Origin of the sequence: Streptomyces mashuensis, assembly GCF_014654785.1 — a bacterium.
In the GTDB taxonomy this organism is placed as follows: domain Bacteria; phylum Actinomycetota; class Actinomycetes; order Streptomycetales; family Streptomycetaceae; genus Streptomyces; species Streptomyces mashuensis.
In genome coordinates this window covers 711045-735891 of record NZ_BNBD01000001.1, presented here as the reverse complement: position 1 = coordinate 735891, position 24847 = coordinate 711045, and the positions used below count along the sequence as shown (strand labels likewise).

Annotated in this window: 25 protein-coding genes; 17 read left to right on the top strand and 8 right to left on the bottom strand. The window is 71.6% G+C overall.

The features are described from left to right. Window positions 1-479: 479 nt before the first annotated feature. The 3 genes from IE305_RS02985 (at window position 480) to IE305_RS02975 (ending at window position 3436) form a co-directional block, all read left to right on the top strand. A complete protein-coding gene (locus IE305_RS02985; RefSeq protein WP_190127758.1) occupies window positions 480-1310 on the top strand; it encodes a ZIP family metal transporter in 831 nt (276 codons plus the stop codon). A 147-nt stretch (window positions 1311-1457) separates the two neighbouring features. Beyond that, entirely contained in the window at window positions 1458-2141 is a 684-nt protein-coding gene (locus tag IE305_RS02980) for a response regulator transcription factor (RefSeq protein WP_190127757.1), read from the top strand. 2 nt (window positions 2142-2143) lie between these two features. Continuing rightward, entirely contained in the window at window positions 2144-3436 is a 1293-nt protein-coding gene (locus IE305_RS02975; RefSeq protein WP_190127756.1) for a sensor histidine kinase, read from the top strand. Between the two features lie 28 nt (window positions 3437-3464). Here IE305_RS02975 and IE305_RS02970 read toward each other — a convergent pair whose 3' ends face one another. The 6 genes from IE305_RS02970 to IE305_RS02945 all read right to left on the bottom strand — a co-directional run bounded on the left by IE305_RS02970 (window position 3465) and on the right by IE305_RS02945 (window position 11144). After that, window positions 3465-6110 carry an FtsX-like permease family protein gene (locus IE305_RS02970; protein ID WP_190127755.1) on the bottom strand — a complete coding sequence of 882 codons (2646 nt, stop codon included), beginning with the start codon at window positions 6108-6110 and terminating at the stop codon, window positions 3465-3467. Next, complete coding sequence (locus IE305_RS02965; protein WP_190127754.1) at window positions 6107-6859, bottom strand: ABC transporter ATP-binding protein; 753 nt, start codon at window positions 6857-6859, stop codon at window positions 6107-6109. The genes IE305_RS02970 and IE305_RS02965 overlap by 4 nt, the downstream gene beginning before the upstream one ends. Further along, window positions 6859-7530 (bottom strand): ABC transporter ATP-binding protein, encoded by a 672-nt coding sequence (locus IE305_RS02960; protein WP_190127753.1) that lies wholly within the window; start codon window positions 7528-7530, stop codon window positions 6859-6861. Before IE305_RS02960 ends, IE305_RS02965 begins: the two co-directional genes overlap by 1 nt. Beyond that, a complete protein-coding gene (locus IE305_RS02955; RefSeq protein ID WP_190127752.1) occupies window positions 7530-8132 on the bottom strand; it encodes a hypothetical protein in 603 nt (200 codons plus the stop codon). The genes IE305_RS02960 and IE305_RS02955 overlap by 1 nt, the downstream gene beginning before the upstream one ends. A 724-nt stretch (window positions 8133-8856) precedes the next feature. Then, the gene (locus tag IE305_RS02950) at window positions 8857-9756 is read right to left on the bottom strand and encodes a phosphotransferase enzyme family protein (protein ID WP_190127751.1); all 900 of its coding nucleotides are present in this window, start codon (window positions 9754-9756) and stop codon (window positions 8857-8859) included. Beyond that, complete coding sequence (locus tag IE305_RS02945) at window positions 9753-11144, bottom strand: helix-turn-helix transcriptional regulator (protein ID WP_190127750.1); 1392 nt, start codon at window positions 11142-11144, stop codon at window positions 9753-9755. The genes IE305_RS02950 and IE305_RS02945 overlap by 4 nt, the downstream gene beginning before the upstream one ends. 197 nt (window positions 11145-11341) lie before the next feature. On the opposite strand from IE305_RS02945, the gene IE305_RS02940 reads away from it, so the two are divergent. Further along, the gene (locus IE305_RS02940; RefSeq protein WP_190127749.1) at window positions 11342-11545 is read left to right on the top strand and encodes a hypothetical protein; all 204 of its coding nucleotides are present in this window, start codon (window positions 11342-11344) and stop codon (window positions 11543-11545) included. Between the two features lie 20 nt (window positions 11546-11565). On the opposite strand, the gene IE305_RS32780 is transcribed toward IE305_RS02940, so the two are convergent. After that, window positions 11566-12726, bottom strand: a complete 1161-nt coding sequence (locus tag IE305_RS32780) for a helix-turn-helix domain-containing protein (protein ID WP_229890456.1) — start codon at window positions 12724-12726, stop codon at window positions 11566-11568. A 24-nt stretch (window positions 12727-12750) separates the two neighbouring features. Further along, entirely contained in the window at window positions 12751-13170 is a 420-nt protein-coding gene (locus IE305_RS02930) for an NUDIX hydrolase (protein WP_190127748.1), read from the bottom strand. 168 nt (window positions 13171-13338) lie between these two features. Between IE305_RS02930 and IE305_RS02925 the strand changes: the two genes are divergently transcribed. The 13 genes from IE305_RS02925 to IE305_RS02865 all read left to right on the top strand — a co-directional run bounded on the left by IE305_RS02925 (window position 13339) and on the right by IE305_RS02865 (window position 24842). Beyond that, window positions 13339-14133: a TauD/TfdA family dioxygenase gene (locus IE305_RS02925; RefSeq protein ID WP_190127747.1), complete on the top strand. Its 795-nt coding sequence runs from the start codon at window positions 13339-13341 to the stop codon at window positions 14131-14133. A 98-nt stretch (window positions 14134-14231) separates the two neighbouring features. Further along, window positions 14232-14549: a DUF6415 family natural product biosynthesis protein gene (locus IE305_RS02920; protein WP_190127746.1), complete on the top strand. Its 318-nt coding sequence runs from the start codon at window positions 14232-14234 to the stop codon at window positions 14547-14549. After that, entirely contained in the window at window positions 14546-14740 is a 195-nt protein-coding gene (locus IE305_RS02915; protein ID WP_190127745.1) for a hypothetical protein, read from the top strand. Before IE305_RS02920 ends, IE305_RS02915 begins: the two co-directional genes overlap by 4 nt. 89 nt (window positions 14741-14829) lie before the next feature. Next, window positions 14830-15540, top strand: a complete 711-nt coding sequence (locus IE305_RS02910) for an HAD family hydrolase (protein WP_190127744.1) — start codon at window positions 14830-14832, stop codon at window positions 15538-15540. Further along, window positions 15537-17330 carry a hypothetical protein gene (locus IE305_RS02905; protein WP_190127743.1) on the top strand — a complete coding sequence of 598 codons (1794 nt, stop codon included), beginning with the start codon at window positions 15537-15539 and terminating at the stop codon, window positions 17328-17330. The genes IE305_RS02910 and IE305_RS02905 overlap by 4 nt, the downstream gene beginning before the upstream one ends. Window positions 17331-17392: 62 nt before the next feature. Beyond that, window positions 17393-18343, top strand: a complete 951-nt coding sequence (locus IE305_RS02900) for a thymidylate synthase (protein WP_190127742.1) — start codon at window positions 17393-17395, stop codon at window positions 18341-18343. Between the two features lie 7 nt (window positions 18344-18350). Further along, window positions 18351-20069, top strand: coding sequence for a carbamoyltransferase family protein (locus IE305_RS02895; RefSeq protein WP_190127741.1), 1719 nt, complete (start codon window positions 18351-18353; stop codon window positions 20067-20069). After that, window positions 20066-21124, top strand: a complete 1059-nt coding sequence (locus IE305_RS02890; RefSeq protein ID WP_190127740.1) for a glycosyltransferase family protein — start codon at window positions 20066-20068, stop codon at window positions 21122-21124. The genes IE305_RS02895 and IE305_RS02890 overlap by 4 nt, the downstream gene beginning before the upstream one ends. Window positions 21125-21217: 93 nt before the next feature. After that, a complete protein-coding gene (locus IE305_RS02885) occupies window positions 21218-21730 on the top strand; it encodes a P-loop NTPase family protein (RefSeq protein WP_190127739.1) in 513 nt (170 codons plus the stop codon). Between the two features lie 31 nt (window positions 21731-21761). Continuing rightward, window positions 21762-22607: a class I SAM-dependent methyltransferase gene (locus tag IE305_RS02880; RefSeq protein WP_190127738.1), complete on the top strand. Its 846-nt coding sequence runs from the start codon at window positions 21762-21764 to the stop codon at window positions 22605-22607. Further along, window positions 22604-23356 carry an aminoglycoside phosphotransferase/kinase family protein gene (locus tag IE305_RS02875; protein ID WP_190127737.1) on the top strand — a complete coding sequence of 251 codons (753 nt, stop codon included), beginning with the start codon at window positions 22604-22606 and terminating at the stop codon, window positions 23354-23356. Before IE305_RS02880 ends, IE305_RS02875 begins: the two co-directional genes overlap by 4 nt. Beyond that, a complete protein-coding gene (locus IE305_RS02870) occupies window positions 23353-24009 on the top strand; it encodes a histidine phosphatase family protein (RefSeq protein ID WP_190127736.1) in 657 nt (218 codons plus the stop codon). The genes IE305_RS02875 and IE305_RS02870 overlap by 4 nt, the downstream gene beginning before the upstream one ends. Continuing rightward, window positions 24006-24842: a phosphotransferase gene (locus IE305_RS02865; protein WP_190127735.1), complete on the top strand. Its 837-nt coding sequence runs from the start codon at window positions 24006-24008 to the stop codon at window positions 24840-24842. Before IE305_RS02870 ends, IE305_RS02865 begins: the two co-directional genes overlap by 4 nt. The last annotated feature ends 5 nt before the right edge of the window (window positions 24843-24847 follow it).

Genomic DNA, 24847 nt, shown 5'->3' with positions numbered 1-24847 from the left:
CCATGACCTCCCCGGCAGGGCCTCAGGCAGCTGCCGCGCACGGCCGCAAACGGCCGGCCCGCTGGTCGTCGGCGGTTCACCCGGAAGAAGTCCCAGCCGGACGACCGCAGGTGCTCGGTCGCCCTGTCCGGCGCGGTCGCCGCCAGGCCGTTGTGCGGGGGCGCCCCCCGCGGGACCGAGTACGCGCCGACTGGGAACTCGGCTTTCGACGGCTACGCGCCTGCCGAAGGTGCCGGTCCACGGGTGATGGTGTGCCGAGGGCGGCAGTCGATCAGTGAGCGTCGAGACCAAGCCACCAGCGAACAGACTCCCCTCGAACAACAGAGCCGAATTGCCAGCGCGGCAACGCGGTGATATCGCCCCCACCTGCAAGGTAACGGGTCAGCCAAGAAGCCGTCCCGGCGGTTGTTAGGCAAACCTTAGTTGGCTTAATGTCGGCCCTCGCCTTCCCGATTTCCCCTCTTCCGCTGCGGAGTCCCATGTCCAGCTCGCATGTCGCCCTGCTCGGCGCCATAGCCGGTTTCACCATCTACCTCGGCCTGCCCATAGGGCGCCTGCGACGGCCCACGCCCCGGCTCAAGGCCGGCCTCAACGCCACTGCCATCGGCATTCTGGTCTTCCTGGTCTGGGATGTCCTGACCCATGCCTGGGAGCCGGTCGACGGCGCGCTCGCCGGGCATCACTGGGGAGCCGTCGCCTCCAACGGCTTCGTGCTCGTCCTCGGCCTCACCACCGGTCTGGCCGGCCTGGTCAGCTACGACGCCTGGACCGCGCGCCGCCGCGCCGCGGCCACGCCTCGCCCGGACGGCCCCGGGGCCGCGGTCGCCGAGGAGCCCACCCGGGCTGCACGTTCGCAGGCCGGCGAACTCGCGCTGATGATCGCCACCGGCATCGGCCTGCACAACTTCGCCGAGGGCCTGGCCATCGGCAATTCCGCCGCGAAGGGAGAGATCTCCCTCGCCGTACTGCTCATCATCGGCTTCGGCCTGCACAACGCCACCGAAGGCTTCGGCATCGTCGCTCCGCTGGCCGCCGAGGGAGAACGCCCGTCCTGGCTCACCCTGCTCTGGCTCGGCCTGATCGGCGGCGGGCCCACCTTCGCCGGCACGCTGCTGGGCCAGCACCTGGTCAGCGAGACCCTCTCCGTGGCCTTCCTGGGCCTGGCCGCCGGTTCGATCCTCTACGTGGTCATCGAGCTGCTGGCTGTCGCGCGCAAGGCCGCCATGAAGGAGCTGACGACCTGGTGTGTCCTGCTGGGCCTGGTGCTCGGCTTCGCCACCGACGCCGTCGTCACCGCGGCGGGCGTCTGACGCCCGCCCGTCGTATGACGCATGAGGTCCCGGAAGTCCCGGTCCACTTCCGGGGCCTCAAGGGCTGAGCACGTCGACGCGGGTCATACGGGGCCGTACGGGGTGTGCAGGTCGAGCAGCCGCCTTCTCGCGGCTAGCGTGAAAGACGTGGCACGCGTTGTGATCGTCGAGGACGACGACACCATCGGAGACAGACTCGCCTCGATGCTGCGCGCCCAGGGGTACGAGAGCGAGTGGTGCCCCGACGGTGCGGCGGCGCTCGCCCGTGCCTCCCGGGAGCCCGCCGAGCTGGTACTGCTGGATCTGGGGCTGCCGGACGCCGACGGGTTCGAGTTGTGCCGACGCCTGAGGGAGCTGCTTCCCGGTGCGGTGCTCGTGGTGCTGACGGCCCGGACCGGGGAGATGGACGTCGTGGAGGCCCTGGAGGCGGGGGCGGACGACTACCTGACCAAACCCTTCCGGCTCGCAGAGCTTCAGGCACGGATCGCGGCCCATCTGCGGCGTGCCGCACCCGGCGGGGCGGGTGGCGCCGTACGGATCCGCCACGGCGACCTGCTGATCGACCGCGCCGCCCGGCGTTGTCTCACCGCGGCGGGCGAGGTGGAGCTGCGGCCGAAGGAGTTCGACCTCCTCGCCCGGCTGGCCGCCTCCGCCGGCCAGGCCGTGAGCCGGGAGGACTTGATGAGTGATGTGTGGGACGAGCACTGGTTCGGCCCCACCAAGACCCTGGACGTCCACGTGGCCGCGCTGCGCCGCAAGCTCGGCGACCGGGCGCGGATCACGACGCTGCGGCACTTCGGTTACCGGCTCGAACCGCCGCCGGAGCACTGACCGTGCGGCGCCGCGTCCTCCGGGCGATCACCGTCGCCGTGGTGTGCGCGGTGACACTGTTCTCCGTTCCCCTCGCGGTGGCGGTGTTCAGGCTGTACCGGCAGGACGAGTTCCGCGCGTTGCAGGAACTCGCCGAGCGGACGGCGGTCGGGGTGCCGGCCGACGTGCACGACACCCGGGATCCCATGGAGGTGCCGAGCGCCGATCCCGGCACCCGGGTCGCCGTGTACGACGAGGGGGCCCGCCTCGTCACCGGTTCCGGGCCGGCCCACGGCGACGGTCCCGTGCGCGACGCCCTGGCCGGCGGGACTCCGGCACGGCAGCTGGGCGACTGGCTGGTGACGGCGGTTCCGGTGGGTTCCGGGGAGCGGGTCCGGGCGGTGGTGCGGGCCGGTTCGCCGGCCGACGGGCCGTTGCGGCGGGCGGCGCTCACCTGGGCGGGAATGGCGGGGCTGGCGGTGGTCGCGGTCGGTGCCGGGGTGGCGCTGTCGGTGCGGTCCAGCCGCCACCTCGCACAGCCGCTGGAAGCGCTCGCCGCGACGGCCCGACGGCTGGAGGGCGGTGACCTGACGGCACGAGCCGCCCCCTGCGGGCTGCCGGAGGCCGACGAGGTCGCCCTCGCCCTCAACCGTGCCGCCGAACGCGTCGAGCGGCTCCTGGGCCGGGAGCGGGCCTTCAGCGCCGACGCCTCCCATCAGCTGCGCACCGCACTGACCCGAGCGCGGCTGGAGCTGGAGAGCGCGCTGACCACCGGTGCCCCCGGGCCGCGCGACGCGATGCGCTCCGCCCTCGGCTCACTCACCGCCATGGAGACCACGCTGGGTGATCTGCTCTCCCTCGCCCGGGACCTGCCCGAGCGCGCGCCCCTGGACCTGGGCTCGCTGCTCGCCGAGGCCGAACGGCGCTGGCACGGCGAACTGGCGGCCGCCGGCCGGCCGCTGCGGGTCCTCGTCGAGGAAGGGCTGCCCGAGGCGGTCGGCTCGCCGCGCGCTGCCCGGCAGGTGCTGGACGTGCTGCTGTCCAACGCCGCGGTCCACGGCCGGGGCGTGGTGACCGTCCGGGCCAGGGACGCCGCCGGGGTGGTGGCGGTGGACGTGGAGGACGAGGGCCCGGGCCTGCCCGGTGACGAGGACGTCTTCGCCCGGCGGAGGCACGACGGCGGGCACGGGATCGGGCTCGCGCTCGCCCGTTCCCTGGTGGAGGCCGAGGGTGGGCGGCTGAGGGTGTCGAGGAGGTCGCCGCACCCTCGTTTCACCTGGCTGATCGCCGGCGGGCGAGAAGGAGGGGAGCCGTGAGCGCCTGTTTTCGGAGGCGCAGCTCGGGTCACAGCTCCCGGAGCTCCGTGAGCGGTGGCCGCCGGGCGTGCCGTACCGCCGTCCAGGCGGCCACCGCCAGGGCCGCCGCGACGGCCGCGGCCAGGGCGCCGAGGTAGCCCCACGGCACGGCGAGGGCGGCCGGGGGCGGGTCGAAGACGCCGGAGAGCACCTTGACCAGCATCTCGGACAGCGCCCAGCCCAGCACGGTGCCGCCGGCCGCGCCCGCCACGGCGACCAGGGCCGCCTCGCTCCACACGAATCCGGAGAGCTGCCGCCCCCGGGCGCCCAGCACGGAGGCCAGTGCCAGAGTGCGCCTCCGCTCGGCCAGGCCCAGGGCGAGGACGAGACCGCCCGCCGCCGCCCCGATGGCCAAGGCGAAGCCGAGTTCGACGCGGGTGAGGCCGCTCAGGTCCACGGCGGTCAGGCTGGAGCCGGTCACCGTCCGGGCCGACGGCAGGTCGGCGACGTGCGTGGCGGGGCCGAGCGCCGCCCGGACGCGCCGGGCCACGGCCTGCTGGCCGGTGCCCCCGGTGTCGACGAGCAGGGTGCCGGCCGCGCTGTCCCCGGTCTGCCGGACGACATAGGAGGCGTTGGCCACCAGGAAGCTGTCCTTGGGAGCGGTCGGGAACTCCTTGACAACGCCCGCGAAGTGGAAGACGACGGAACGCAGCCGGTGGGTGCGGCTGTCCTGCAGGCGCAGGCTCACCTGGTCGCCGGGGCTGAGCTGGAAGTCCTTCGCCGTCTCGGCGCTGACGAGCAGGCCGTCGGGTCGGCTGGCCAGGTGGTCCATCAACTGCCGCGCCGTGCCGCCGGCGAAGTAGGCGTCCTGGAGCCGGCCCGCCGTCACGACGGTGGACGGCCGTACCCCGTACAGGTCCTGCAGGTCCGGGCCGACGTAGGCGAAGCGGTGCTGCAACGGTTCGACCCGTCGCACGCCCGGCAGCGCCGCCACCCGTGCCGCGTCCGCCGGGCCCGACGTGGTGCCCGGGGACTCGGTGACGGTGACGTCGGCACCGTTGGAGAGAACCGCGTCCACCTCGGCCTGCTGCCGGTACGTGGAGTTGAACACGGCGGTCGAGGCGGCGAACGCGGTCGCCAGCGCCAGCAGCACCACCCCCCGCAGCACCGCGCCGCGCTGCCGCGACAGGCTCGCCGCCACCGTCCCGGACAGGGGCCCTGCCACCGGCCGCAGCAGCCGGGCCAGCACCGGCCGGCCGCGCCGCAACACGAGGTCCGCCACCAGCCAGGCCAGCAGCGCTCCGCCCGTCCACAGCAGCGCGGGCCCGGCGAACGCCCAGTAGTCCACCGACAGGGTGGGGGCGCCCTCGGGGGCGAGGACCAGGGCGTAATTCGTACGGCTGGTGATCCGGAACACCGCGAGCGACCCCAGCAGCAACCCGGCGGCCAGCGGCCACCACGCGGCGCGCGGCACGGGCCGGCGCTCCACGGCCGTGCGCCCGGCGACGACGGTGGAAGCCTTGAGGTCCCGGCGGGCGGGCACCAGGACGGTGGCGCCCGAGACGGCCGCCCCCACCACGAGCGCGGCCACCGCCCATCCGGCGGAGAACGTGCCCGTCGTGCCGAAGGCCACCCGGTCCAGCAGCGCCGCGACGCCCAGCCCCGCCGCCCCGCCGACGGCCGCCACGACCACGGCCTCCACGGCCGCCAGCCCAAGGATCCGCCCCGCCGGGGCACCGCGCGCCCGCAGCAGGGACTGCTCCCGGCGCCGCCGGGCCGCTCCGGCGCCGGCCACCGCCGCCGTGAGCGCGCCGGCCAGAACCGCACCGGGAACGCCCAGGAAGAGGAAGAGCATCTGGGCGTACAAGGCGTCGGAGCGGGCCGCGTCCAGCACCGCGCCCAGGTTGTCGCCGACGACCGCGGTGCCCGCGAGCCGTGCCTCAGCGTTGCGGGCGCTGCCGGTCGCCGCCACGTAGGCGGACGCCGGGTCGTGCGGCAGCGCGTGACTGCGCCGTACGTGGATCTGGTCGTGGACGAGATCGGGGCGGTTGCTGGCCTGTGGGCCGAAGACGGAGTGCCACCGGGCCTCGGGCAGCAGCACGACGTTGTCCGGTGGTGCCGACGGCTGCGACTGCGGCGGCGCGCCCACCTTCTGGAAGAGCGAGTCGGCGTGCGGCAGGTCCACCACGCCGTCCACCCGGACCTTCACCGGTATCAGTCCCGTGCGCCCGATGGCGACGGTGTCGCCCGGGCCGGCGTGGAGGTTGGCGGCGGTCTGCTGGGCCAGCAGCACGCCGTCGCCGCGCCCGGCCAGCACCCGGAGCTCGCCGGGGAAGACCGAGCCGTATCCGGCCGGAAGGCCCAGGACCACACCGGGGCCGGTGGCCTGGGAGGTGCCCCCGGCGGTGGCGGTCAGTCCGCTGGTGTCGGCGTATCCGACGGGCAGCGCCGCCCGGGTGCCGGGGGTGTTCCGCACGGTGGCCAGCACGGCCCGGGGGTCGGCGCCGCTCACCGTCTGCACCTGCCAGTCCACCGTGACGCCGCGGACGGACTGCTCGGTCATCGTCGCCCGCGTCGCCGCCAGGAAGCCGCCGAGCGCGGCCAGGAGCGCCACGGCCATGGCCACACCGGCCGCGACGCCGAGGAGCCGTCCGCCACGGCGGCGCAGCAGGCCGGCCAGCCAGATCCCGATCACCGCCGGTCCCCTCCCCTCTCCTGCCCGGTCCCCGGCCGGGTCCCGGCCCGGGTATCCGTCCGGCCCCCCGGTTGGACCAGACGCCCGTCGGCCATGTACCAGCGGATGTCCAGGGCGCGGGCCACGAGCGGGTCGTGGGTCGTCACCAGGACCGCCGCCCCCAGCTCCGCGGCGGCGGTCAGCAGCACCGCCAGCACCTGACGGCCCGTGGCGCGGTCCAGCTGGCCGGTCGGCTCGTCGGCGAGCACGAGGGCGGGCCCGCGCGCCAGTACCCGGGCCACCGCGACCCGCTGGGCCTGTCCGGCCGACAACTCGTCCGGCAGCCGTCCGGCCAGCGACTCCAGGCCCAGGCGCACCAGGGCCGCCCCCGTACGGGAGGCGACCTCGTCCTCCGGCACACCGTCGATCCGCAGCGGGAGCGCGACGTTCTCGGCGGCGGTGAGCGGGGGCAGCAGACTCGGGCCCTGGAAGACGACGCCGATGTGCCGGGCGAGTCCCTCCGCACTCTCCCCGCCGAGCCCCGGGTGACTCACCCGGCCCGTCGTAGGCCGGTCCAGGCCCGCCATCAGGTGCAGCAGGGTGGACTTGCCCGAGCCCGACGGTCCCACCACGCAGACGCGGGCACCGGGCGGCACCGCGCAGGTGAGACCGTGCACGGCCACGACGGCGCCCGGCCCGCGGCCGTAGGTGCGCGCCGCGTCCTCGCAGCGGACGAGCGGCAGGCTGCCGTCGGGGGTCACGGCGCCCATCACGTCCACCGCCCGTCCCGCAGCCGCAGCACCCGGTCGGCGACCGCCGCAACGGCCCTGCTGTGGGTGACCACCACGACCGCCGTTCCCTCCTCGGCACGCTCGCGCAGCAGGGCCAGCAGCCGCCGCTCGGTCTCCCCGTCCACCTCGCCGGTCGGCTCGTCGGCGAGCAGCACACCGGGCGTGTTGGCGAGGGCGACGGCGAGCCCGGCGCGGGCTGCCTCCCCTCCGGACAACTGGCGCGGCAGAGCACCCGCGCGGTGCGCGATCCCTGTCCGTTCCAGCAGCACCTGCGGCGGCACCCGGGGCCGGGCGGGCACCAGGCTCTGGACGAGCGCGACGTTGTCCCGCACGGTGAGGTGTTCGAGCAGATTGCCCGACTGGAACACGATCCCTATGTGCTGTGCCCGGATGCGGCCCCGCTCGCGCTCGGGCCGGTGGCTGAGCCGCTCGCCGGCCACGGTCACGGCACCGCCGTCGGGCTCGTCGAGGCCGGCCAGGCAGTTGAGCAACGTGGTCTTCCCCGACCCGGAGGGCCCCGTCACCGCCACGGTCTCACCTGCGCCCACGTCCAGCCCCACCCCCTGCAGCGCGCAGGTCTCCTCCTCTCCCGCCCGGAAGAACCGGTACAGGGAACGGGAGCTGAGCACGGGGGTCACGGACGCGGTCATCACGTCCACCGGAAGGAATCGGTGATGGTCCGCCAGGGGTCGGCGTTGTCGGCCCCCACACCGCCGGACAGCGTCAGCACGGCCTCGCCCTTGGCGGGCGAGAAGAAGACGAACCGCTGCACGTCCAGCGGGACGCTCTTGCCGGTCACCTGGTCGGGCGCCGAGTCCGCGCGGTACTCGGCGAGTACCGCCTTGCCGCCCTTGCGCTGCACCTCGGTCACCGAGACGAGAGAGAAGTGCCTGCTGCCGGCCTGGATCGCGGGGAGGTCCCTGGTACGTACGGAGTCCGCGGTCGGAGCCGTCGCGGCGGGGACGTGCTCGACGCGCACGCTGTTGAACTTGTCGGTGAACACCGTCGCCACCCCCTGCGACATCCGCGACCAGCCCTCCGGCACCTTCACCGTGAAGGCGCCGTCCGGGGACGACCAGGGCACGAACGCCTGGGTGTCGGGTATGTCACCGGGTGGATTGACGTCTGAGGGCTTCTGCGTCTGCGAGGGCGAGGCGGGCGGGTGCGAAGGAGACGACGAGGAAGAACAGGCCGCCCCGGCTCCGGCGACCAGGGCCAGAACGGCTGCAGCGGCAGCGAGGGAACGACGCATGGCAGACACCTCCACGGCCGGTGCGGGGCGGCCGGAACACCACCCCGGTTCCGACTCTCTGCCTCCACGCTAGGAACCCTCCGGCCAGCGCCCGCACCGCGCGAGGTAAGCGCGCGGTGAAAACCCGCCCCGGCGGGCCGGCGGAAGAATCAGCAGCCAGCCTCACCCTGGGCGGTCCCGACGTCGTGGGCACCGAGCACGGCTCCGGACTGGGTGTTCAACGTTGGGCTGTCGAGTGTGCGTTCACCCATGTGCACTGGTTCCGCCGTCTGCGGACCCGGACGCGGAAGCTGTTGTCGCCGTCCGAAAGATGGATCAGATCCACCGAACCACCTCTGCTCTGCCGCACCCATCACTGTCACAGCTCATGATGCGAGGCCCAGCACCTGCGCCACCACCGCATTACTCGGGCCTCATTCCGATAGAGGTTCTAAGTGTTCCGGGCCGACGCGCTGGTGTCCTGATTCACCGCTGCGAGCCTAACGGACAGCCATGCGCCACAAAGGGTAGTTGATCAGTTTCGGAGGGTGAGAGACGCGGTCGAGAAGGCCTGGCACATGGAAGTTGGGACCGGATGCCCATCTCCCGGTTCGTCCGAAGTCCAGCCGTCGGGTGGCGAGGTCGTCGTCGAGGCGGCGTGTTGATCGCCCCCGTCCAAGCCTTGCCATCCCACTCCGCCGGAAGAATCTGTCACGTCCTGCGCGCGCTGCAGGCATGGGTAGGTTCAAGGTACAGCTGTCCACGTCCACGGGCGTGGGCCCTTGCGGCCACGCAGGCAGTCGACGCGGTGTTGGGCTTCGGCACGGGCGTGTGGGTGCTCGTCGGCGATCTGGAGGGCGAAGGTGACCATGCGCAGTTCCCGGATACCCGCCAGGACCGGATACCCGGGCCATGAGGTGACGTCCATGCCGTAGGTCGAGCAGAAGTCCTCGTATGCGGCTGCCGTGACGGTGGCGGTCGTGAGGTGCTTCACCGCGGTGGAGACGAGGTCCCATTCCGGTGGCCCGTAGCAGGTGTTCTCCAGGTCGAGGAGGTAGGCGGTGCCGTCGGCGTCGACGGCGACGTTTCCGTCCCAGGCGTCGCCGTGCAGAGCGCACAGCGGCAGGCCGGCCGGGAGGCCGGCCGGGAGGCCGGCGAAGTCCGCGGCGAGCTGGCCGACGTGGTCCTGGAGCCAGCGGCGGTCATCGGTGGTGAGGAGGCCGGCCTCGGCGATGCGGCGCGTGGGCTTGGTGAGGGGTTCGAGCGGCGGCAGGGTGAGGGAGGCCGGCGGGGTGAGCTGATGCATCTGCTTCAGCAGCCGGGCAACATCGGCGGCGGTCCCCGGCCGATGAGGCGCGAGCTCGTCCCAGAACGTCACCGGCCGGCCGTCGACGAGGACGGGGCCGTCGGCGATCGCCGGACGGACGGTGCGAACGCCGCTATCGGTGAGCCAGCGAGCCACGGCCAGTTCTCGTTCCGCGATCTCCCGGCCGTCGGGGCGACCGATGCGGGCGACGATCCCACCTGGGAGCCGCCAGATCGCATTGCCGGCGATTCGTATCGGCTGGGCCCCTTCATCAGGGAGTCCGACCTGGCGGCAGGCGGCTCTGAGGACACCGCGGGACTGTGCGCCCACGGTGCTCACGCGTTGATCGTCTCCTTGACGCGCTCACGAAGCTCCGTAACCTCCGGGATGGCGCGGTGCCAGTATCCAAGGGACGCGAGTTCGCGCAGCCCGTCCGCGGCACGCCGGGAGCGCATCTGCCCGACATCCTCAAGGGCCAGCGCTCCCACAGCAACGGCCTCACGCGGATCCCCGACGGCCATGTGCAGGGCGGCGAGCTTCGTCCGCGACATTGCCCGTGACCGCACGTAGGCATCGGTGTGGAGCCTCACCGCAGTGTCGAAGCGCTCCACGGCCGCCGGCTGGTGATGGCCTGCGAGGGCCAGGTCGTACAACGCGTGGCCGGTGTCGCCCTGGTGCTGGGCTTCGTCGTAGTAGGCCATCCACGGAGGGTCGGCGGCGGGGTCGCGGCGGGCGAAGGCGTCGTCGGCTTGGCCGATGGCTTTGAGCGCGGCTTCGGTGTCGCCGAGCTTGGCGTAGGCGCGGGCCCGGGCGGTGTGGAGCATGGCGTGCTCGGTGGCGGTCAGCCGGTCGGAGCGGGCGAGGCCGAGCTCGGCGTGGGTCAGGCCGGTGTCTCCGTCGCCGAGCCAGATGGCCTGCCGGGCTCGGAAGCTGTAGATCTTCGCGCGCAGGTGCCATTCCCCGGCTTCCTCGGCGCAGGCGGCGGCGAAGGCGAACACGCGGCGAGCGTCGTCGTGGGCGTACGCGTCGAAGTCGGTGGCGCCGACGACCATGCCGAGCCGCGCGGCGGCAGCGAACAGCTGCGGCCGGATCTTCTCCGGGCAGCGGCACTCCAGGAGGGCGGAGGCCCACTTCAGCTGTGCCGTGGCCACTTGGCGGACGATGCCGCCTCCGCCGTAGGCGTTGTCCCAGCCGGAGACCACGTTCGCGGCGTCCTGGATCTGCTCGATGTCCTGGAGGCGTACGACGGCCGGGAGCTGCGCGGGCTCGGTGGGGGCGAGCAGGTGGGAGAAGGGAGAGGCCGCTATCGCGGTCGCGCCTCCAGCGGTGAGGAAGGAACGGCGTCGCACGTCACTCCAGTTGTCACTGAGCGTGTCATCGTCGAGTGACAGCATGACCGCCTCGGGAACACCTATACGGCCAGAGTCTGTCCCGCCCTTGGTCTTGTACGCATCAGGCCGGCCGCTGTCCGCTTCGGCTTCGACGAAGGCGCACATCCACTCCAGGATTCCGCCCGTGTCGAGGGCGGCGTCGAGAAGGCGGGCCAGCGGTAACCGGCATGTCCGCTCACCCTTTTCGATCTTGCCGATCTGGTTGCCGCTGACGTGGACCATGTCGCCGAGCTGGGTCTGCGACAGGCCCCGGACCATGCGCCAGTGGCGAAGGTGGGCACCGAACCGTTCTCTGACCGATCCTGTCGGGTTCAGTGGCTTCGGCGGCTGCGGCATCGCGTCTCCTCAATCGTTCACACCGTTGATGCGTACACCCGGGGACCGTACGCATCAGCTGCTTTCACAGCCTTGGCGGCGAAGTGCAGTATCCGTGCCCAGGCGGACAGCCCAACGACCATGATTCTTCCCGGTTTTGGGCAACGCTTTCCATCCCCCGTACACAACGCGCAGATCGCTCAGGCTGGAGCCTCCCCATGCCCGTTTTTCCTGGCACGGCCATGTCCGGACCCGCCCACCCGGACCAGAAGCTCGAGAGCCCCGCCGAATCCCCCGTCGGGGCCCGTTACCGGAAAGCGCACGGCGATGCGACGACCTGGCCCGCCCACGACTTCGAGGTCTACTACGACCTCGCCCGCGCGGTCCCGTTCCCCGATCTCGGTCCTGGGCAGACCCAGTGAGCGGGCTCGCGGCCGCGGCCCTACGCGGCCATCTCGTGTCGCATCCGGTCCAGCGCCTCACCCGCGGCGGCCCGGATGTCCGGCAGCCGCAAGCCGGCGGCACGCATCATGCGCTGCAGCTGGTGCGGCAGCCGCTGCACCACCGCTTCGCTCACCGCCACGTCCAGGGCCTCGGCCGCCCCCGCCCGGTCCCCGCCGATGAGACGGACCTGGGCGACGGTGACCAGCTCGATCACCCGCCACTGCGGCGCCACCCTGGTCGTGAGCGCCGGCCGTTCCTCGACGAGCCGTATCGCCGCCGGCGCGCGGCCCGTGGCCAGGAGTCCGCGCAGGCGGATCTCGTGGAGCGAGTAGGGGTTGAACAGCGAGGTGTGCGCGGCCCGGTCGAGAAGGCTGTCGGTCTCGCGTATCACCGTGTCGAACAGGTTCCGGTCTCCGATGGCTCCGGCGGCGCGGGCCAGGAGCGGCAGGACGGCGGCGCGGTCGTCGGGAGTGGGCGCGATGGCGGCTGCGTGGCGCAGGCGTTCGACAGCGGCGCCGGTGAGACGGGCCTTGCGCAGTTCGTTGCCGTGCATGCGCAGGATGCCGGAGAGCAGGGCGGGGTCGTCGCCGAGGTGGCGGGCCGCTTCCAGGCTGCGGGCGGTCCAGCGGGCCGCGGTCGCCAGGCGCTCCTCGGGGAGCACGTTGCCGAGGGCGACTCCGATGCCCAGGCGGGCGCGGGCGAGGAGCCGTACGACGTCACGTTCGCTGTGCCCGTCCTCGACACGGGCTTCCAGGCGGGCGACGAGCGGCCAGAGCTCGGCGACGGCTTCGGAGGCGTGGCCGGACTGGCGGGCGATCTCGGCGAGCCGGACGGTCGACTCCCCGAACTGCACCATGGCCCGGTGGTCGGTGTCGGCGGCGTCGGTCACGCCGAGGACGTGCGGCGGCAGGCCGAGGCGTTCCGCGACGCGACGGCGGGAGCCGACGTCGTCCAGCGAGCGTTTGCCGAGCTCCAGGGCCGAGACGTACGTCTTGTCGTAGCCCAGGGCCTCGCCGAGCTCGGTCTGGTTGAGCCGGTGCATGGCCCTGTGGAAACGCAGGATCGTGCCGAGTTCGCGGCTGGCGAGGACGGCCTCGGCCTGCGGGGTCGCCCAGTGCCAGAGCACATGGCGGGCGGCGGGGCGGGGCGCCGGCGGCATCACGTCACGCCTCCCGACGGCCGGTCAGCGCTGCCGCTGTCCGTACCAGGTGGCGATGGCACGCTTATAGCCGTCGGGCATGTTCAGGTCCGGGACCTCGTCGGCCGTGAAGAGGCCGATGCTCTTGTGCTCATGGCTGACGACCGGCTCGCGATGCGGGGTGAGCACCGTGCAGCCGTACGTCACGATCAGCACACGTCGGCCGGGGATCGGCTCGTAGATCCACACGCCGCCGTCGATGAGCGGCCCGGTCTTCACCTCCCAGCCGGTCTCCTCCAGCAGCTCCCGCTCGACCGTCGTCTCCGGACTGTCGTCGTCGTGCTCGAGGCGGCCGCCGGGCAGCTCCCACTCCGCGCGTTCGTTCTTGAGCAGCAGCACGCGCTGGTGGACGTCGAGGGCAACGGCCTTGACGGAAACGGGCCAGGTCGGGGGCGTGTAGGTCATCGCTGTCCTTCGTACGTCGCCGGTCCTTGGGGCGTGCGGAACATAGCACGCGCCCGACAACCCTCCGTCTCGATATGTGAATTGTCCGAGTCGACAATCCGTCGCTGTACCACGCCACTGGTCCGAGTCGACCCTGGCCGCACCGTCCCGGAAGAGAGGAGCGCACTGATGCGCGAGGCGAAGCCGTACACGGCCCACTACGTCGACGTTCAGGCGTCGCGGGCCGAAGAGATGGTCCGCGAGCGGTTACGCGACACCGGGATGATCACACTCAGCGGCTTCACCTCCCGCACCATCGTCCGCGAGTTCGCCTCCCGGATCATGAACATCACCCCTCACCGCGACAGCGACCCCGACGGGCTCACCACCCTCCGCGACACCCGCCGCCACACACACCTTGCCGGATACGGGGGTTTCGGCAACGGCGAACTCACCCCGCACACCGAGCGCTCCGGCGTCCCCGAGCCGCCTCGGCTCATGCTGCTGGTCTGCGGCACGCCCGCCCACTCCGGCGGCGACTGTCTGCTCACCGACGGCCGAGCGGTCTACGCGGACATCGCAGCACGCCGCCGCGAAGCCATCGTCGCGCTGAGCAAGGAGCGCACGGCGTTCTTCGGCGGCGGAGACGGCCATGCGACACAGGTGTTCACCGAGCATCCCGACGACCGCGTATCCGTACGGCTCAGGCTCGACGGCCTCGCCCGCTTCAGCCCCACCGTGCAGAGCTACCTGCCGGATCTCCGAAGCGCGCTCATCACTTACCAGGTCCGGCTCCCGCTGGACGCCGGCCAGGGCTACCTGATCGACAACCAGCGCTGGCTCCACGCCCGCGAATCCTTCACCGGCAACCGCCTGTGCTGGCGCGTCCTCGGCGAACCCCGCTTCCCCCTCCCCCGCGGCTTCGCGCCCGCCTCGCGATCCGCCGCGAGGCCGGCCGCATCCGGGCGGGTGGTCGCGTCGTGAGAACTCTCAAGACGGCCGCTGGTCGCCGACCGCACGCTACTCGCCGGGGCGCTCCCCAGTCCAGGCAAATCGACTACCCCATCGACGTCGACAACATCATGAGCACGGTCCGCGTAACCCTCGGCAGGCTGCCGCTGGCCGCCACAGTCGATCACCTGCTGCTGCGCCTGCGCGGCCACATCCAGCTGCTCCTGCCCGAGATCGAGACCAAGGACTGGGCCCGGTACGGCCAGGACGACCAGATCCGCTTCATGGCCGCATCCGTGCGAGACAGGCTGAACAACGAACCGAAGACCGGGCCCGCGGTCGTGCGCTGCGTGTACGCCCAAGAGCTCGCTCACATCTGTCGCGACCTCCTCGCTCTCGCGCTCGCCGAGCCGGGCTTCGAGCAGCCCTACCCGGCAGCCGCGTCATGAGGGGCCGCGCACAGCCTCGACGCCGCCTCGTCTGGTACGACCCCGTCGGCACCGTGTGCAAGTGGACGTACGGGGTCGGCATCGTCGCCACGCTGGGGCTGCTCGGGCAGCTCGTCCGGCTCGAACACCACCACAACGCCCTCCCGAGCCCACCGCCGGCCAGCGTGCCCGACCTTCCGGCTGAGGAGTGATCGCCCACGCTGCGCTTCGCCGGCATCCGAAGGCTCACCACGCCCTTTCGAACCACGGCACTTCCACCCCGGACTCCAGGGAGCAGAACATGCCCTCGACACCCCGCCCCGCGATACAGCTTCCTCACACTGATCCGGCGCGCCGCAGCGGACAGCGCTCGCTGCTCCTGGACCTCGATGGAGTCCTGCTCGACACACGACCGGTGATGCAGAAGGCGTGGCGCGCGGTCCAGCAGCGCCACCACATCGATGTGCCGTTCGAACAGTACGAGCAGCATTTGGGCCGCCCGTTCAACGACATCATGAGGCGCCTGGCCGTGGCTGACGCCGAGGCGGTGCATCGGACGTACTCGGAAGCGTCGAAGGCCGTCGCCCATCTGGCTCGGCCGTTCGAAGGCGTGGAGGGAGTGCTCCATGCCCTCATCGCTCGCGGGTGGCTGCTCGGTGTCGTCACGTCCAAGCCGCTGGATCGTGCGGCCCCGCTGCTGGCGCGGCTCGGGTGCCCGTTCGGCTCGGTTCGCGCAGCTGGCGGTCCTGGCCGCAGCAAGCCGGCCCCCGATCCCCTGCTGCTGGCACTCGTCGATCTCTGTGCTGATCCGGCGCAAGCCACCTTCGTCGGCGACATGGCGGTCGACCATGAAGCCGCGCGCCGGGCTGGCATCGCCTACGTCCACGCGGAATGGGGCTATGGATCTCCCGGTGCCCCGGTCCCTCCGGTCGCGCGCGCTCCGGAGGATCTCCTGCACTTCCTCGATGAGGGCCGGCACTCCGGGCCCTTCCTCGAAGGGAGTCTGCTGTGAGCCCGGTCGGCATAGGCCCGCTCTTGCTCGCCCGGGTGGGGGCGGACAGGGCGTGCTGGTGGGCGCTCGTCACGGAAGACGCCCTGCCGGACCAGCGGACGACGGCGTGGATCGCCACGACGGATCTCGAAGATGTGCCCATCGATCGGCAAGAGTTGGACTCCCACGTCCAGGCCGTGATGGCCAAGCTGGAGGCGCACAGCGGCCAGCGGGCTTTGACCCCCGGCGGGGCCTCATGGCTGCACGTGCAGCACGTCCCTGTGCGCCGCCTCGTCGGTCAACTTGTCCGCAAGCTGCTCGCCCTGAGCTCGTGGGAGCCGTTCGCACAAAACCCCGGCTGCATCATCCCCGCTGCGGGCGAAGCATTGATCGGGACGCGTGAGACAAGCTCCCGTGAGTACCGCCTCTACACCGTCAGCTGGTCCGGCACCGCCTACCTCCTGGGCGCGCCGGTTGCCGGCGATCCGATGCGGGCGGCTCAGCTCGGGCAGCTCACGGTCTCCCCCGCGGAGGCTTCGCCTGTACCCCGCCCCATACTGCCAGCGCTGCCGCAGTCCGTAGTCGTAGCTCTGTCGTGGTCATCCCGTCACGCCGAGACCATCCTGCCGGTCCTGGATAAACTGGCCCGCGACGGCCACCGCAGTGTCCTGGTCGATCTGGCCACGAACTCCGCGGACCGATGCCCGGAGCCGACGGCCCCGTCCATCCACCTGTGCCCGGCGCCAGCCGACCTCCTCTCCCCCGCCGGTACGGTCTCCGGCCCCGCCTCCACAGACGAGGACCCTGGCGACGACGACAAGACGATCCGCGTCCGCGAGCTGGCCGTGCGACTGGACCGGCTGGAGCGCCTCGCTGCCTCCGTCGTCGAGACGAGCTGCGGCAGCAGCCAGCCGTCGTGGCGCGCGGTGCTCCGCGCCGAGACCTGGCTGGACGGCGTGTTCGCGTCCACTCGGCCGCACACCGTCCTGCTCTGCAACGACACCAGCCCGCTGGGCGCGCTCGCGGTTCATGCTGCCGAGCGGAACGGCATCACGGCGGTCTACGTCCAGCACGGAGCCTGGACCCCGCAATCGGTGGCGTGGCCGGCCCTGCACAGCCGTCACATCGTCGTCATGGGCGAACGGGACGTCGCGACCGCGAGGGCCTGGGCACGGCACCCGGACGCCGAGGTCCACGCCCTGGGGCAGCCGCGGTTCGATGCCCTCGCTGGCCTCGATCAAGAGCGGCAGCGCCGCTACCTCGACGACCTTCTGTCCGCCCGCGCGGGCCGCCGACCGGAGAAGATCGCGGTGTGGGCCTGCCAGCCCTTCGGCCCCGACCTTCTCCGCGCCCAGGGGGACCTCGTCCTGGAGGGCATGCGGAAGGCCGGGGGAGATTGGGGCCTGGTCATCGCGCCCCACCCTGCGCAGAGCGCCGGCTCCTTCGACCTCTTCCTCGAAAGGGCAAGCAGGCCGCCGGTGGCGACCGCCAATCCAGGGATCGGCGCCCGCGGGTGCCTGGCCGGCGCCGACGCGGTCCTGAGCGCCTACTCCACCTGCGGCATCGAGGCCGTGCTGCTGGGTGTGCCCGTTCTCGAACTTGCTCATCCCGGTGGGCGGACGTTGGGCCTCGCCGACCATGGCCTGGCCCAGCGCTGCAGCTCGGCGGACGACATCGCCAACGCGCTGAGCACGCCCTCCCAGTCGCAGGGATCACGCAGGGCCACCGACGCGGTGTGCCACTGGCGCGGCACCAGCGCCCGCGACATCGCCCGCCTCGTCGTCGACCGGTCTCGGACCGGTCCGGCGTAGCCCCGTTCACCACCGTGCCGGGGCGCTGGCCCTGGCGAATCGCAAGGTGAGGAGACGCGACCATGACGCATCTGACCGCCGACAGCATCGCCGAACTCTTTGTCGGAGCCGTGACATTGGCCAAGAACGGGGACAAAGTCAGCCCTCGTGGGATGGCGACCCGCGAGGTCCTCAACGTCACCATGCAGCTGACCCAACCCAGGGCACGGCTGCTGTGCGCTCCGCCGGCCCGGATCATCAACCCGGCCTTCGCCGTGGCGGAGACGGTCTGGTACCTGTCCGGAACCGATGCTCCGTGGATCCACGAGTTCAACGGACGTCTGCGCCGCTACGCCGACGACGGCGTTCTCAAGGGCGCGTACGGGCCCCGGATGCGGAACTGGGCCGGGAGGATCGACCAGCTCCAGAGGGTCGTCGAGATTCTCAAGGACGACCCCGATTCCCGCCGGGCCCTGATCCAGCTCTACGACCCGGCACGGGATGCCGCCGGCCACAAGGACGTCCCGTGCACCCTCGGCTTCCGCTTCCACCTGCGCGCCGGCCGCCTGCACATGACGACGAGCATGCGCGGTCAGGACGTGTGGACCGGCATGCCGTACGACCTGTTCTTCTACACCATGTTGCACGAGCTGGTTGCCGGATGGCTGGGCGCCGAACTCGGGGAGTACCACCACCAGGTCGGCTCCCTGCACATCTACGAGCACGACCTCGAGCAGGCCGACGGCCTGACCGACGTCAACGCGAGCCAGGTCATGCCCACCCTCGTCACCCCATGGGAGGGCTTCGACAAACTGCTCAGCCGCGTCGAAGCCGGAGACGAGATCGGGCATCCCACCTGGGACGCCATGGCCACGACGATGCGCAGCTACCGCCTGTGGAAGCACGGGGCGCGCCGGGAGGCACAGCACACCGCAACGACCGTCGAGGGACCGCTCGGCGAGGCGCTGATCCACTGGTACGGCGAGCTGAACCGCCGCGCCAGCGTCTCCGTCCCGTCCGCGGCGGAAAGGTAAGACCGCGATGGATCAGGTACCCGGCGTCATCCTCGGCCTGTGCTCCTTCACGCACGACTCGGCCGCAGCCCTCTTGGTGCACGGCAAGCTGGTCGGCTTCGTCGAAGAGGAACGCCTCTCCGGGCAGAAGCACACGCGGGAATACCCCCACCACGCCATCGCCTGGCTCCTCGGCCGGGCCGGCCTCGCGCCGACCGATGTGGACGCCGTCGCGTACAACTTCCAGCCCGCCCGCTACCTGGCCGAGGTCCCCGCCTCGGCGCGGCTGCTGCTGTCGAGTGCAACTCGTTCGCGGGCCCTGCCACGCGCCACCGGGTTCGCCAAGGTCGCCGTACGCACCCAGCGCCGCCTCCAATACCTGCGGCGGGAGTTCCCCCGCGCGCGGGTCGTCCCCGTACTGCATCACCGCGCCCACCAGCTGATCGCCTTCGCGGCCTCGGGATGGCACGAGGCGGCCGTCCTCGTCATGGACAGCCTCGGAGAACGGCAGACCACCACCGTCGCCCACGGCCACTATGCCGAACGCCCATGCATCCGCTCCCTGGAGGAGATCCGAGACCCAGCCTCCCTCGGCTACGTGTACGGGGCCGTCACCGAACATCTCGGCTGGCGACGCGGCGACGAGGAGGGCACCGTGATGGCGCTCGCGGCCCTCGGCGACGCCGCCCGGTTCCGGCCCGTCTTCGCCCGCGCGCTCCGCACCACCGCCACCGGCTTCGTCGTGGACCCGGCCTACTTTCCCCCACGGGCCCTCCACTCCGGCTACCCCCGGATCTCGCCCCTCTTCACCACCGACACCTGCCCACCGCGAAACCCAGAGGAGCCGCCCCAGCAGGTCCACCAGGACCTCGCCGCAGCGCTCCAGGAACGCACCGAGCAGGTCATGCGCCACCTGGCCCGCCGCGCTCACCGGGTCACCGGGTCGCGGAGGCTGTGCGTGGGCGGAGGCGTGGCCACGAACTGCGTCAGCATCGGGCGGATCGTCGAGGAAGGGATCTTCGATGAAGTCTTCGTCCCGCCCGCACCGGGCGACGCCGGCACGGCGATCGGCGCCGCGATCGCCGTGCACGCGGACACCGGAAGCCGGCAGCCTCTCGAAGGGGTCGCTCGCGCCTGCTACCTCGGGCCGTCCTACCCACAGCCGCACCTGGACCTGACCCGGCGGCCGGGGCTGAAGCAGAAGATGCTGGGCGGAGAGGCCGCGGAATTTCTCGCGGACCAGCTGGCCCAGGGGATGATCGTCGGTCTGTTCCAGGGACGCGTCGAGGCCGGCCCCCGTGCCTTGGGAAACCGGTCGATCCTCGCCTCACCTCTGGAAAACGGCGTCGTGGAACGGCTCAACGCCACGGTGAAATTCCGGGAGTCGTTCCGCCCGTTCGCCCCTATCGCCCTCGCCGAGAGGGCCGGGGAGTTCTTCACTCTCGGCCAGGACGCCCCGTACATGTCGATGGCCTCCCAGGTAACCGCCAAGGCCCGCGAGCAGATCCCCGCTGTGGTCCACGCCAATGGAACGTCCCGGCTCCAGACCGTCACCGCGCAGCAGAACCTCTTCATGCACGACGTTCTCCAGGCGTTCGGGCGCCGCACCGGCGTCCCCGTACTGATCAATACGTCGCTCAACGTCAGGGGCAAGCCCATCTGCGGGACTCCGGAGATGGCACTCGACTGCCTCGCGACTTCCGGGCTGGACGCGCTGCTCCTGGAAGGCCGGTGGATCACTAAATGAAGATCGGATACAGCTTCTGGGGCTTCCTCGGCAACGGCATCACCGACACCCCCGACGGAGGCCGCAGCCACCGCCGTCCCCTGATCGATGCCCTCCTCGCGCGCGGCCACGACATCCTCTTCCTGCAGGCCGACCGCGACCGGTTCGAAGCCGGCGACGCCGTCGGCAGCCGTTACACCTTCGACGCCGGGTTCCCCGACATCGACGTCCTGTTCCTCGAGTGGCGCTGGCCCATCGAAGGGCGCAACACGACCATCTGCGGAACCTCGAGTCACACCTGTGATCTGCACCGCCAGTCCGAGCTGCTGCTGCACTACACCACGCACCGTCGCGTGCCCACGGTGATCTGGGACAAGGACCGCCAGCTGCGACCGGACAGCATCTGGCGACGCTGCTCCACGGTCGCGGTGTGCGAGGCCGCCCTGGAACCCACCCCGGGCGCCCACACGCTCCTGTTCCCCGTCGACGAGGAGTTGCTCGCCCAGGCCGATCCGAACACCCTGGCGATGAAGCCCCGCGAGGTGCCGCTGGCCTACGTGGGCAACCAGTACGACCGCAACGAAGCCTTCGACCGCTTCTTCGCCCCGGCCGCCTCCTGCTTCGAGCACCGGGTCGGCGGCAAGTGGTCCCAGACCGGTCGCTGGCCGCACGTCACCTTTCTCGGACGGGTCCCTTTCACAGAAGTCGCCAACCTGTACGGTGACGCACTGACCACCGTCCTGCTGCTGCCCGAGCGGTACGCCGCGGCGGGCCAGATGACGCAGCGGATCTTCGAGGCCGTGCTGGCCGGCTGCCTGCCGCTGGCCCCGTCCGGCATCCGGCACGTCGAGCGGTTCGTACCCGACGAGCTGGTAGTCCGGTCGGGCGGCCACGTGGTCCGCAAGATCACTGACCTGAAGAAGATCGCCGGCACCCGCCGACACGCGGAACTGATCTCCGCCTGCCTCGCCCGCCTTGAGCTCTTCGGTCTGAGCCGCCAGGTGGACGCGCTGGAAGCCGTCCTCGACTCGGTCGCCAGCACCCCGGCGGGTGCCTGCCGAGGAGCGGCCCGATGAGGCACCGCACCCGGGCAGCCCGTCCCGGATTACCCGGACCTTTCCCGCCAGCCAGGCCGCCTGGCCGTCCCCGTAGCCCTAGGCTGGAGCACCATGAAGAAGGTCGCCGTCGTCGGCTGCGGAGGCAGCGGCAAGTCGCACGTCGCCCGCAAGCTCGGCGCCCTGCTCGGCGCACCGGTGACGCACCTGGATGCCGCGTTCTACGACGAGGAGTGGAACGAGCTGCCCATGGCGGAGTTCGCCGAGCTGCAGCGGAACCTCGTCGCCCAGCCGGCCTGGGTGATCGACGGCAACTACAACTCCACGCTCCGGATCCGGCTCGAAGCCTGCGACACGGTCGTCCTCATGGACGTCTCCACGCCGGCCGCCCTGTGGGGGATCTTCTCCCGGCAGATCCGGCACGGCGCCGGCCACCGGGGCAACGGGGTGCACAACCGGATCCACTGGGGCGTGATCAAGTACGTCGCAACGTACCGGCGCAAGATGCGGCCCCGCGTCATGGCCAAGATCGAGCAGTTCGCCGCCGGGCACGCCACCGTGGTGCTGCTGACCAGCCGACGCCACACGCGCCGCTGGCTCCGACAGGTCGCCGCCGAGCACGGCTGACCCGGTCGCAGCCCCTGCGGGGGTGCGGCTCATGATCACCAACCCGTTTCTCGACCCCGGACTGCATCACGATCTGTACGGCCGAGCTACCCGGCTGACCCGCCGGACCGGCGCCCTCATGCGCGCGAAGACCTCTGGTCGGCCGGTGCCCGAGGTCATCGTCCGCCGCCTCACGGATCATCGCGACGAGGATGCACCGCAGCTTGGGCTGGTGGTGGACATCGGCTGCGGACGCGGTACCACCTGCCGGGCCCTGGCCGAGCAGCTCCGGCCGACGAGGCTGATCGGCATCGACCTGGCCCCGGCGCTCTTGGCCGACGCCCGCGCGCGGGCGGGGAGGCAGCGCGGTGTTCGTACGGAGTTCGTCCAGGCGGACTTCCACCAGCTGCCTCTGGCCAGCGGTTCAGCTGAGTCGGTGGTGGCCGCCTTCTGCCTCTACCACTCGCCGCAGCCCGAGCAGGCCCTCGCCGAGATCGCCCGCGTGCTGGCTGGTGACGGGCTCGCTGTCCTGGTCACCAAAGCGCTGGACAGCTATCGGGACATGGACGCCCTTGTCGCCGCCGCCGGGCTCGACCCGCTCGCCGAGCAACACGAGAGCCTCTACACCGCCGCGCACAGCAGCAACCTCGCGGAGCTGACGGACACCTCTTTGGAAGTGATCACGACCGAGCATGAAGAGCACCGCTTCACGTTCGACGGCCTTGATCATGCAGCGGAGTACCTCGCCACGAACCCGAAGTACCACCTCGCCCCCGGCCTGTACGGCAACCCGAGCGCACTGGCCGAGGCACTCCACGAAGCGCTCCCCGAGCAGCCGATCACCACCAGCTCCGTCATCACCTATGTCGTGGCCCGGCACCGGGGAGGCCGACCATGACCCCCACCCGGTTCACCAAGGGCTACGTCAGCGCCAGGCAAGCGGCCGAAGCCGCCCGGCACCACCGCTGGCTGGCCGCGCACGCCCGGCCGCTGCTCCAACCCGCGCTCACAGCCACCGCCCCCACCAGCCTGACCTTCGCGTGGATCGAGGGCCGACACGCCGAGCCGCACGACCTGCCCCGACTGGCCGGCCTGCTGGGTGATGCCCACGGCGCCGCCTGGACCAGCGACCTGCACCGCGCCTCGCTCACCAGGCCGCACGCCTTCCGCGACGGCGCCCTCTTCCCCGATTACGTCGCCTGCCGCGAGGTCGCCCTGCGCAAGCGGCTGGAACAGGGCCACCTGCCCGACTCATCGGTTCTGGACATGCTGCTCGCGCTCTTGGAAGAGACCGCTGAAGGGCCCGTCGCCTTCTACAAGGACAGCAACCCGCGGAACTTCCTGATCACCACCGAGGGCACGATCTTCACGGTCGACACCGACGACCTCACGCTCGCCCCCTTCGGATACGACCTGGCCAAGCTGATCACCACGCTGATCATGACGCACGGCCCGATCGAACCGCCCAGCGTCGAACAGGCCTTGGACCTCTACAACGAGGCCGCCTCCCGTCACGACACCCGGCTGGCCGCCATCGATCTCCAGCACCTTCATACCTTTCTCGCCCTCCACGTGCACCTGACCGCCCCGTACGCCGGACGCAACGGCTATCGCTTCGGCGTCCCCGGATTCGGAGGCTCAACATGATCACCACCGAACTCGTCTTCATCCGGCACGGCGAGGCCCAGTGCAACGTCGACGGCGTCGTCGGCGGGCCCGCGACCTGCACCGGACTCACCACCCGCGGCTACGCCCAGGTGACGCTGGCGGCTACCCGGCTGGCCGCCGAGCACCGAAGCACCCCGTTCACCGCGCTCTACACGGGCCCCCGGCTCCGGCTCCGCCAGACCGGCGAGATCCTCGGCCAGGCCCTCGGCCTGCCGGTTGGCACCCACCCTGGCCTCGACGGTCCCGTCCACGGCGCAGCCGACGGCAAACCCTGGACCGAGGTGAAAACCGCCGCCGGAGGCGCGCCGCACGTCCACCCTGACCAGCCGTGGGCGGAGGGATCCGACACCTGGAACGGCTACCTGCAACGGGCCAGTGCCTTTCTCCGCAACCTCATCGCCGCGCACGAAGGCGACCGCCTGCTGTTCGCCGCGCACGGCGAGACCGTGATCGCCGCCCACACCCTGCTGCTCGGTCTCGGCCCAGGCACCGATGCCGGCTTCGTCGTCTCCCACGCATCGATCAGCCGGTGGCAGCACCACCTCAACCGGCTCGGCCAGCACCGGTGGCTGCTGAAGGTTCACAACGACGCCGCGCACCTCGCCGGGCCGGCGGCGGAGCCCACGCCATGAGCGCAGACCTCGACGACCCGCGCGTCCAACTCGCTCATCGAGTCGTCGGCAAGGTCACCGTCGTCGCAGACCTGGCGCTCCCCCCACGGCTCCTACGCCTCGCCGACAGCGTCGGGAACACCTACGTCGCCAAGCAGCACGAGCGGTCCGTCCGTTACGCCCAAGAGGTCCGGGCCTACACGACATGGGTCCGCCACCTGCGGGGTCACGCACCGGCGCTCGTCGCCCGACAGGACGCCACGCGAACGCTGCTGCTCACTGCCGTCGACGGGCAAGGAGGTCAGAGCCTTCCTCCCGGATCTCCCGAGGAGGAGCAGGCGCACCACGACGCCGGCCGTGCCCTGCAGGCCCTTCACCGGGCCACGGCAGCACGCAGTGCCAGCGCCTTGAGCATCGAGCTCGCCACCCGCCTGCGCGGCTGGATCGCCAAGGCCGAGCGAGCCGGCCTCCTCTCGGGAGCCGAGCACCGGCTCCTCGGCCGGATCGCCGCCGAGCTGGCCGGCACCCCGATGGACAGCGCCGTCTGCCACCTCGACTACCAGCCGCATAACTGGATCACTGGAGATGCGTTCCGGGTCGTTGACATGGAGCACATGCGACGTGATGCCCGCGTGCGCGACTTCGCGCGGCTGGAGTTCCGCCGCTGGCAGGCAGCTCCGCGCCTCCGCGATGCCTTCTTCGAAGGCTACGGATCCCGTCCATCCGCCACCGAGCAGCGCCTTCTCGAGCGCTTCGGCGCCATCGAAGCCGCCACCGCCCTGGTCCGCGGACACGAGCAAGGCGACCCCACCCTGGCCGCCCACGGCCGCACCGTCCTCTCACGCCTTAGCTGAACCCT